The organism is Atribacterota bacterium, assembly GCA_028717805.1.
Taxonomy (GTDB): domain Bacteria; phylum Atribacterota; class Phoenicimicrobiia; order Phoenicimicrobiales; family Stramentimicrobiaceae; genus Stramentimicrobium.
Genome location: JAQUNC010000057.1, coordinates 1 through 9,877 on the forward strand (window position 1 = coordinate 1; position 9,877 = coordinate 9,877).

10 protein-coding genes are annotated in these 9,877 nt (G+C 29.9%); 4 read left to right on the plus strand and 6 right to left on the minus strand.

The window, feature by feature from the left end; translation table 11 throughout:
* Window positions 1–156 precede the first annotated feature (156 nt).
* The 6 genes from mnmE to rpmH all read right to left on the minus strand — a co-directional run bounded on the left by mnmE (window position 157) and on the right by rpmH (window position 4,177).
* Window positions 157–1,590, minus strand: coding sequence for a tRNA uridine-5-carboxymethylaminomethyl(34) synthesis GTPase MnmE (mnmE, locus tag PHD84_09740; GenBank protein ID MDD5638079.1), 1,434 nt, complete (start codon window positions 1,588–1,590; stop codon window positions 157–159).
* Between the two features lie 222 nt (window positions 1,591–1,812).
* Window positions 1,813–2,349 (minus strand): KH domain-containing protein, encoded by a 537-nt coding sequence (locus PHD84_09745; protein MDD5638080.1) that lies wholly within the window; start codon window positions 2,347–2,349, stop codon window positions 1,813–1,815.
* A gap of 79 nt (window positions 2,350–2,428) precedes the next feature.
* A complete protein-coding gene (locus PHD84_09750; protein MDD5638081.1) occupies window positions 2,429–3,346 on the minus strand; it encodes a YidC/Oxa1 family membrane protein insertase in 918 nt (305 codons plus the stop codon).
* A gap of 83 nt (window positions 3,347–3,429) precedes the next feature.
* Complete coding sequence (yidD, locus tag PHD84_09755; GenBank protein ID MDD5638082.1) at window positions 3,430–3,654, minus strand: membrane protein insertion efficiency factor YidD; 225 nt, start codon at window positions 3,652–3,654, stop codon at window positions 3,430–3,432.
* Between the two features lie 44 nt (window positions 3,655–3,698).
* Window positions 3,699–4,028 carry a ribonuclease P protein component gene (rnpA, locus tag PHD84_09760; protein MDD5638083.1) on the minus strand — a complete coding sequence of 110 codons (330 nt, stop codon included), beginning with the start codon at window positions 4,026–4,028 and terminating at the stop codon, window positions 3,699–3,701.
* 8 nt (window positions 4,029–4,036) lie between these two features.
* Window positions 4,037–4,177: a 50S ribosomal protein L34 gene (gene rpmH, locus PHD84_09765; protein MDD5638084.1), complete on the minus strand. Its 141-nt coding sequence runs from the start codon at window positions 4,175–4,177 to the stop codon at window positions 4,037–4,039.
* Window positions 4,178–5,314: 1,137 nt separating this feature from the next.
* Between rpmH and dnaA the strand changes: the two genes are divergently transcribed.
* The 4 genes from dnaA (at window position 5,315) to PHD84_09785 (ending at window position 9,645) form a co-directional block, all read left to right on the plus strand.
* The gene (gene dnaA / locus PHD84_09770) at window positions 5,315–6,679 is read left to right on the plus strand and encodes a chromosomal replication initiator protein DnaA (GenBank protein ID MDD5638085.1); all 1,365 of its coding nucleotides are present in this window, start codon (window positions 5,315–5,317) and stop codon (window positions 6,677–6,679) included.
* A 308-nt stretch (window positions 6,680–6,987) separates the two neighbouring features.
* Window positions 6,988–8,160 (plus strand): DNA polymerase III subunit beta, encoded by a 1,173-nt coding sequence (gene dnaN / locus PHD84_09775; GenBank protein MDD5638086.1) that lies wholly within the window; start codon window positions 6,988–6,990, stop codon window positions 8,158–8,160.
* Window positions 8,161–8,182: 22 nt separating this feature from the next.
* Complete coding sequence (gene recF / locus PHD84_09780) at window positions 8,183–9,328, plus strand: DNA replication/repair protein RecF (GenBank protein ID MDD5638087.1); 1,146 nt, start codon at window positions 8,183–8,185, stop codon at window positions 9,326–9,328.
* On the plus strand, window positions 9,325–9,645 hold the full coding sequence (locus PHD84_09785; GenBank protein MDD5638088.1) for a DUF721 domain-containing protein: 321 nt from the start codon (window positions 9,325–9,327) through the stop codon (window positions 9,643–9,645). The genes recF and PHD84_09785 overlap by 4 nt, the downstream gene beginning before the upstream one ends.
* Window positions 9,646–9,877: the final 232 nt, after the last annotated feature.

A 9,877-nucleotide genomic window follows, 5' to 3' on the forward strand; every position in this document is an offset into this window, starting at 1 on the left:
GGTAGAAAGAGACCAGAATTTTTTACTGCCGCAGCGAGGACATGTTTTCATACTCTCTTTATACTGATTTATCAACAGTTTTTCAAGGTTCTAAGTGCAACTTAAGTATGGGATTACCTAATTTTTTATTAAAGAGATTTCTGGTAAAAACAATTTTTATTTACCAATACAGAATTGGGAAAATATTTTGCTGAGCATTTCATCATCATATGCTTCTCCGGTAATGTTAGCCAACTGACTGGTAATATATTTCAAGTCCATTAACACAAAGTCAACCGGAATCCCTTCCTCCAAACCAGAAACAAGATCGGCTAAGCCTTTTTTTACTTTAAGTAGATATTCTAGATGTCTTTGATTGCTTATTATCAGACCTTCTTCTGGCGTATCAATATTGGAAAGAACTTGATTTACCATTTTTTCTATTAAAATATCGATTCCCATCCTTTTCTTTACAGAAATTCTAATAAATTCATTTATACCCAATCTCTGTTGCAATTCTGAATGGTCAATTCTTGATGGAAGATCAATTTTGTTTAAGACAATGATTTTATTTATATTACGATTATTGAATGATTCAATTTTATCAATAAGTGTAATATCATGGGCATCCAACGGCTGATTAATATCAAACATTACCAGGAAAAGTTGAGCAAATTCCATGTGTTGACTTACTTTCTTCAGACTGACTTGTTCTATAATATTCTCTGGATCTTTCATGCCTGCAGTGTCAATTAGATGAAAGGTAAAGCCTTTAATGACTATCGTTCCCTCGATTAAATCTCTTGTTGTTCCCGGTAAAGAAGTGACTATAGATTTATTTTTCTTTAGTAACATATTAAACAGACTCGATTTGCCAACATTGGTTTTGCCCAGAATTATAGTATTAATTCCTTCTTTGATAATCTGTCCATATTTTACCGTATCCAGTAATTCGTTTACCTCAAATAGGCACTTCTCAATAACTTTTTTAATTTCCTTGTTTTTCATTTCAATAATTCCCTGATCTGGAAAATCCAGTGGTGCTTCAATTCTAGTAGTTAAATCAATGATGCGATTTTTAAGATGGGCTATTTCTTCTCTAAGGCCTCCGGCAAGATGATTGAGAGAGGATTTTAAACTTTTCTCATTACTGGCTTTGATAAGATCAATCACTGCTTCAGCTTGACTTAAATCTATCCTTCCATTTAAAAATGCTAATTTAGTGAATTCCCCGGGTTCAGCTATCCTGACTCCCAGCTTATTTACAATTGCCAAAACTTTATTTAACACCAGAAAACCACCGTGACAATTAATCTCCACAATGTCTTCTCTGGTATAAGTTTTTGGTTTACGCATAACAGTTAATAGAACCTCATCTACCATGGTATCTTCCCCAGGTTGAATAATTGTTCCATAATAAATATGGTGGCTATGAAACTCATGGGGATTCTTTTTTATTTTTCCTTTATAACGAAATATTTTACTGGCAATATCAATTGATTGTGGACCACTCATTCTTACAATACCAATGCCACCAATGCCCAATGGCGTAGATATGGCAACAATGGCATCTTTCTCTGTGCCAGTCTCTCGGAATTGATTTCTTTTCATTGTTCGATCCAATTATATTAAATATTTTTTAATATTTTCTAATTTCCTTCCTTTATATAAAATGTTACACATAATTAAAATAAAAAGCATAACAAAATTAGATTAAGTAAATTATTATCTAATAATGTTATGCGAAATAATATAATGTTTATTAATATGTTATTGCTTTTTTATCATATTAATCATGACTTACTTTTGCTCTTATTAAATTATTTATTCTACTTAATATTCTTCCTTAATGCTCTTGCTTGCATCATCCTCATCCTTAACCAGAATTGGTTTTATGATAATTCTCCGATATGGCTCCCTTCCCTCGCTATAGGTAATTACTCCTGAATCTTCTTTAAGAGCCATGTGCACTAACTTTCTTTCTATGCTATTCATATAATAAAGGGCTATAGTGTCACCTTTTCTTTTTGCTATCTCAGCTTTTTCCCGAGCATACCTCTGAAGAGATTCCTCTCTTCTTTTTCGATATCCATCAATATCCACTATATAAATTTTATGAGTGCCCTGCTGGTTCTCTTTATTAACAATCAAATTAACCAGATATTGAATGGCATCAAGAGTATGACCATGTTTGCCAATAATGATGCCAGGATCTGCTTTGATAATTTCAAAAATAGTATAATCCTGATTAGAAGAAGCTAACTTTACTTCAGCATCAGCACTTATACCTTCCGCTATTTTAGAAAGAACTTGTAAGGCTTTTTCCTCTTGCTTGTTAATTTTCATTTCCTTATTTTCAAAATCTACCAAAACATACCTCTTTCCACCAATACATTTGTCTTTTCCCTCAGAATTAATTGGCTGAATGGCAATTATTAACTCTTGTTTTTTAAGACTTTTCTTTTCTGCCCGTTTTTTTATTTTGTTTTACAGAAGGTTTTTCATATCCTGGTATCCAGGAAATCTCTTGTTCGCTATCTTTTTGTTTGATTTCCGTTTCTTTTTTCTGCTCTTGCGTCTTCTCCTGTGTTACTTTTTCTTTTTCCTTAGAGCTATCGGATTCTTTTTGAATTTCGGGCTTCTTTTTGTTAATTAAAAGCTTCTGTACAATATCAAAAAGGGTTGAGGTAAACCAATACAAACTTAATCCTGACGGTAAACTAAAACTTATAAAGGCAATCATGACTGGCATAATAGTGCCCATTATCTTTTGGGTATTGGCAGTAGGATTAGAAGAACTGTCACCCTGGCTTGTTACCGGCATAGGTGGCATGGTTAATTTTTGTTGAATATACATTGATACTCCTACTAAAATTGGTAAAATTCCAATGCTATAATTTCCAATTACCCCGAATAACTGATCCGGTGCAGCTAATCCCGCAATCATTTCCCCTTGATATATAACTTCGTTTTTAATCCACAAAAAACCGCCATCAATAATCTCTGTATTGGGTATAAAATATTCAAAACCCCTGAGCACCTGAAAAAATAGAATTAAAATAGGCATTTGAATGATAAGTGGCAAACATCCGCCCATAGGATTGACCTTATGCTCCTTATACAACCTCATCACTTCCTGATTCATTCTCTCTTTGTCATTTTTGTATTTTCTTTGTATTTCCTGCATGAGAGGCTGAATCTTTTGTGTCTCTTGCATAGAAATCATTTGTTTTTGCATCAGCGGATACATAATTGTTCTTATAATAAGGGTTAATATAATAATAGCTAAGCCATAATTATGAGTAAAACCATATAAGACACAAAGGAATTGTTCTACCCAACCTATTAATGAACTCCAGATTCCCAAAATATTACTCTCCTTTTCTACAAAGCATTTTCCCATTCAATTATTCAAAAATATAGGCCGATCTTCTATTTATGGATTCTATCTTATTTGCATAGTTTATCAGGTACAGGATCATAACCACCGGTATGGTATGGATGGCACCGAAACAATCTCTTTATGGATAGCAAGGTTCCCCTTAGACAGCCATGTCTTTGAATAGCCTGTATAGCATAATCTGAACAAGTAGGATAAAACCTACAAGTTGCAGGTTTAAAGGGGGAAATATATTTTTGATAAAACACTATTGCTATTATCAATATTCTATTCATTTTTTTACGTTAGACAACGGTTTTTATTATATTATTTATTTACTTTATTTTAAATTGTCTCTCAGCAACAATCTTATCAGTTCTTGTTCAATTTCCGTAAAGGAGGCTTCTTGAATCTCCTTTTTAGCTACAATGATAACATCACATCCAAAGATTAACTTTGTACCTTTTTGACGCCAGATTTCTCTTAATCTTCGTTTAATTTTGTTACGTTGCACTGCATTGCCAAGACTTTTTTTGACAATAAAACCTGCTCTATTATTTTCCTGCTGACTATATAATATATATAATATAATATATTTTCCAGATTTACGATTTCCATTGGAAAAAACTTTTTTAAATTCGTTGGTTCTTTTTAAACCTTCCTTAAACAAGTTAATATCTAACCGGAAACGGTTAATCTCTTCCTTCCTTTTTGTCTTCTCCTTTTTAAAATAAGTCTTCCGCTTTTCGTGCTCATACGACTGCGAAATCCATGTGCTTTTAATTTTTTTCGACTATTAGGTTGATAAGTACGCTTCATTGATAATCCTTCTCCTTTGCGCGAATTCTTGTTCTAAACTAATTTGTTTCAAATCTTGATTTTAGCCAAAACACTTATATTGCTATTTATGACATAATCATAATTTTAAATTATAACTATTAAATTATAAATATGTCAAATACTGAAATAGTCTACCTCATTTTTAATGCTATGGCAAGTAATAAGAAGTTATTTATAAGAAAGCATGGGAAATTTATTGCTGCCCATAAAAATTACTCAAAATCTTTTTTATCAATTAGGATAATATCCTCGATGTGTAATATGTTCGGTTACGGATCAAAGAAACTGAAAACTAATTTAAATAGTGGGAGACCAAGCTATTTTAAATAATTATTAGAGATAAGTTAATATCTAAAATGAGCTTTGCATGTTTAGCTATTTTTGCTATTATATTAATGATATAATTGTGCTATAAAATTCAAACTTGCCTTTTCTTAAAAACTAAATTAATATTAAATAATAATTTCTCTTATTAATTGAAGGCTCCCCCTGAGTATTAATATCTTGTTTTTATAGTCAATAAGAAATTTGGGGTAATAGTATCGGGATTTTCGGAAAAATTTCGATACTACTATTAAATGCTCTTTGTTAATTAGGGAATAATATATGCTTAATTATATTTTTAGAAAGAGCGTATAATTATTATAATTTTTATATCCTAAGGTAAAAATAGCCCTTACTATAAAAATTTAAAGACAAGATATTCAAGGGAATCTTAAAGATCGAATTGCTATTAATTTAAGTATTGTCACTAGGGGAAATTGCCCTTGAATTTCTTAAAGATGGTTTTGTAATGATTATGTTTTATCCTGACTTATATCAATTACTCGTTATAATCTTTTTTCCACAACTGTTAATAAGCTGTGAATTAAATAAAAAGCCTTTATTTTTATTTAATATTTCTTAATAGATACTTTTGTCAAATAAATAGTTATTTTTCCAAAAGCTTTTAGATTATTGACCAAGAGGAATATAAGCTGTTTTCCACAGGCTGTTGTTAATAATGTTAATATCTTTTTTGAAGGTTCATAAATTCGCCCGCTATACGGGTTCGTTGTTTACTTTTCAAAAAACATCTGAATTACAAATAAAAATATAACTATTGAAGGAATTATTATGAATTATTATCAATTCAATAAGAGATGGGAAGATGTTTTGCAGGTAATTAGAGAAAGACTTGGTCCTCAGATGTACAACACCTGGTTTTCCCAGATTAAGTATGTTGATTTTAAAAACAATGAATTATACTTAGCTGTACCTAGTGCCTTTTGTAAAAATTGGATAGAAAAAAACTACTATCAGTTGATTAAAGATATTCTTATCGAACAACTTGACTTTGGAGAGGATATTATAATAAAGTTCAATATAGAATTGAACCAGAACCAGAATACCAATAAAGGCAAAAAAGGAAAGACAAATAAGGATATTCTTCAGAAAAGATATGAAGAAACTGGCTTAAATGTTAAATATACCTTCGATAATTTTGTGGTAGGAGATAGTAATCGCTTTGCTCACGCAGCTTGTCTTGCCGTTGCCCAATCTCCCGCTAAATCTTACAACCCCCTTTTTGTTTATGGGGGAGTTGGATTAGGAAAAACACATCTAATGCATGGTATTGGAAATTATATTATTAATAAAAATTCTATTCATTCTATTAATATTGCCTATATTTCCTCTGAAAAATTTACCAATGAGCTAATTAATGCTATTAAAGATGATGCTACAGAGGCATTTAGGGAAAAATACCGTAATTTTGATATTTTACTAATTGACGATATCCAATTTTTGGCTGGCAAAGAAAGAACACAGGAAGAGTTTTTTCACACTTTTAATTCCCTCTATAATGCCAGCAAACAGATTGTAATTACCTCTGACCGCCCCCCAAAGGAAATTACTAATTTAGAAAATCGCCTGATTTCCAGATTCGAATGGGGATTAATTACAGATATTCAACCCCCGGATTTAGAAACTAGAATTGCCATATTACAGAAAAAAGCAGAAGCTTATCAGTTAGAACTCTCAGATGAGATTATTAACTATATCGCTAATAAAATTCCTTCCAATATCCGTCAGTTAGAGGGCGCCCTAAATAAGCTCAATGCTTATATAACCCTAACCACTCAGAGAGAAGTTGACTTGACCTTAGCCAAACAAATATTAAAGGATTTTATTCCTATTGAAGAGAAGGAAATATCAATTCAATTAATTCAAAAACATACGGCAGAATATTTTAACCTTAAACCGGTAATATTACTATCTAAAAAAAGGACTAAAAATATAGTAGCTGCACGTCATATTGCCATGTATTTAGCTAGGGAATTAACTGATTTTTCCCTGCCTATGATTGGTAATTTCTTTGGAGGAAAAGATCATACGACAGTTATTCATTCCTGTAATAAGATTAAGGAACAATTAAAGACAGATAAGAAACTAAAATTAAATATAGACCGTCTGATAAATAAAATTCAAAACAGTTCCTGATTGAAAAATTATTTCTGTATCATAAATATTGTTTATTTAATGTTTTCGTAGATAATATTATTTTTTATAACAGTAAAATTTTATAAAATTAAAATGTGAATAGTGTTAAGAAAAAACTATCATTATTAAGAATAATATCCACATAATTTTTTATTGAATTATAAGAGAATATAAGTGTTATTAACATAATTCACACTATTACTACTATGAATACTCTCTTTTTATTTTAAAAGTTAAGCATAATCAAATTAAGAGAATGAATTAAAAAGAACAGATAAAAATTTTTAAATTAATGATAGGAGAAAGTAATGAAAGTTATATGTTCTCAAAAAAGTTTAGTAAATGGAATTCAAATAGTACAAAAAGCCATATCTACAAAATTAGGTCTACCTATATATAATGGAATTCTTTTTGAAGTTACCAGTGATAATAGAATTCACTTATTTTCAACTGATTTGGAAATAGGTATTGATTGTTATATTTCCGCTCAGATTGTGGAACATGGAGCAGTAGTTATTCCCAGTAAGATTTTTAGTGATTTAATTAGAAGATTTCCAGAAGGAAATATAGAAATTGAAGTTGATAAAGATAATATAATTCACATTAAGGAAGAAGATTTGTCAAATTATAAAATTCTCGGTTTTTCTGCTGAGGATTTTTCCCCGTTTCCTGAAATTCAGAGTAATATAAAAATAAAATTAACTCATAAAATATTAAAAGATACCATACAGGAGGTTATTTTTGCTTCCTCAAAAGATGAAAATAGGTCTTTTTTAAATGGCGTATTATTTAAGAGAGTAGAAAAAGGATTGGAAATTGCTGCAACTGATAGTCATCGATTGGCATTAAAAAAGATTAAATTAGCTGGTAAGAACAAAATTGAAACAGATAATCAATTTGAGGTTATTATTCCTCAACGAGCGTTATCCGAATTATTTAAATTACTTAACTTTGAGGATGATAATATAGTTGAAATAGATATAGGAGAAAAACAGGTAATATTTATTTTAAATTCAGAAGGCGAAAAGAATAAGATTAGATTATTCTCACGAATAATTGATGGACAATACCCTGATTATCATCAAATAATACCTCGTCAATTTAAAACAATTGTTAAAATAGATACGGAAGAGTTCAAACAAAGAATGGAAAGAATTACCTTATTTGTGAAAGAAGATTTAAATACCATTAAAATAGAAACACATCTATATACCCAACAAAAAGGAGAGAACAGGGGGGAATTAATTATAAAGGCAAAAACACCAGACATTGGTGATGCTTGTGAGCAGATTCCCTGTTTAGTAGAAGGTGAGTATGTTGAGATTGCCTTTAATTCTCGGTACATTGTTGATGTTTTAAGAGTAATTAAAACAGATCACACAGAAATAAGATTAAATGAAAATTTAAATCCTGCAATGATTAATCCGATAGATAAAGAAGAACAATATAACTATGTTTTGATGCCAGTAAGAATGGATTAAGATACTGGAAAGGGAAAATCATTTGAATGTTAATAAAATCAAATTGATTAATTTTAGGAATTTTTTAGATACTTCCATTAATTTTCATACTTCACTAAATATTTTAATAGGAAATAATGCTCAGGGTAAAACAAATGTCATTGAATCAATATATACCTTGTTAAGAGGGGGTTCTTATCGAACAAAAGATGATTATAATTTAATTAACTGGAAAGAAAAACAAAGTTTTCTTCTAGGAGAGGCTAACAAAGACAGAAAACAATTTCAAATAAATATCTTATTGCAAAATATTGATTCACTTAATTTCCTGGCCAAAAAAACAAAAAAAATTATTAAAGTAAATAAGAAATACCAGCAAAAATCATGGCTTAGAGCAAGATTTAACCCTGTTATCTTTGCCCCAGAAGATCTTCAAATTATTAAAAGTTCGCCTGCTATTAGAAGAAAATTTCTTGATGAGGTAATTATTACTCTTAATCCGGTTTATGAACAGCACTTAAAAGACTATAACCGAATTTTATTTCAAAGGAATATACTCTTAAAGACGGAAAAGAGAAAAGATAATTTAAATCAGCATTTGAGTATTTGGGATCAGAAAATATTAGAATTAGGTAGTTTAATTATTTGGTATAGAATTAAAACTCTGCAATTAATAAATCAAAAAGTCAAGACTATACATCAACTAATAACCAAAAATAAAGAAACCTTAAAGCTAAAGTATAATAGTAATATCCTGACAACTTATACAGAAGATAGAGAGGAAATACAAAAAGTTTTTGATCAAAAACTTTATAGTGCTAAAGAGAAAGATTGCAGGCTTAAAATAACTACCGTCGGTCCCCATAGAGATGATTATTTTATCATGAATGACCTCATAGATTTAGGAATATATGGATCTCAAGGACAGCAACGTACTGCCGTTTTAGCTCTAAAAATAACTCAATTAGAAATAATAAGGGAAAAAGACCAAGAATACCCGCCTTTGTTATTAGATGATGTATTGTCAGAACTCGATTCAGAAAGAAGATTATTTTTAATTCAATTAATAAAAGATAGGCCTCTACAAACTTTTATTACCAGCATTGATTTACACGATTTAACAGAATACAATGTCATTAAAAACGCCAAAGTATTACATGTAAAGAATGGGACAGTGGAAGAGCAATGAATAATAATGAACCAAAACAGATTGATGAAGTTATTCAAACATTTTTTAGAAAGCGTAACTGGACGCAGAGAATCAACGGATATAATCTTTTCAGTTCCTGGGAAGACATTCTTCCACTAAAAATTTCTCTCAACACAAAACCGATAAAGATTCAAAACAATATCCTTTTTTTAATGGTCAAGAATCACATCTGGGCTAGTGAAATTAGTATTAGAAAGGGAGAGATAATAAATATTATAAACAAAAAAATTGGTCGAGATTTAATAGAAGACGTTATTATAAAGATAAATTATAATATTTTTATTAAAAATAAATAATAAAGAAATATATTTAGACCATGATAATAATTAAAGTAAAAAATATAGAATACATATAATATTAATACGATAGGACATAAAAACGTTAACTTGACGGTATAATAATGTTAGTTAAGTTTTAAAACTACACTATATTAAGATCATTATTTTTCACTATTTGTGTTCCTAAGAATCTATCTTTATGCCAGACTTTATGCCAGAATCTAACTTCAGATAGGACGGATTCTTTCTC